At 50.8% G+C, this 256-nt stretch carries 2 tRNA genes; both read left to right on the plus strand.

The features are described from left to right. Positions 1 to 23 precede the first annotated feature (23 nt). Positions 24 to 99 (plus strand) — tRNA-Glu (locus tag PSH50_RS21085). An 85-nt stretch (positions 100 to 184) separates the two neighbouring features. Continuing rightward, a tRNA-Glu gene (locus PSH50_RS21090) sits at positions 185 to 256 on the plus strand.

Below are 256 nucleotides of genomic sequence, written 5' to 3' on the forward strand. Positions count from 1 at the left end.
TTGTCCTAGTGACACTTTTTAGTGTCCCCATCGTCTAGAGGCCTAGGACACCGCCCTTTCACGGCGGTAACAGGGGTTCGAATCCCCTTGGGGACGCCACTTACTATTTATAGTAGGGTAGTGTTATTAAAAACTCGTCTGAAACGAGTCAAACCATTCAGTTGTCCTAGTGACACTTTTTAGTGTCCCCATCGTCTAGAGGCCTAGGACACCGCCCTTTCACGGCGGTAACAGGGGTTCGAATCCCCTTGGGGAC

Source organism: Pseudoalteromonas sp. Angola-7 (assembly GCF_028599255.1).
Taxonomy (GTDB): domain Bacteria; phylum Pseudomonadota; class Gammaproteobacteria; order Enterobacterales; family Alteromonadaceae; genus Pseudoalteromonas; species Pseudoalteromonas atlantica.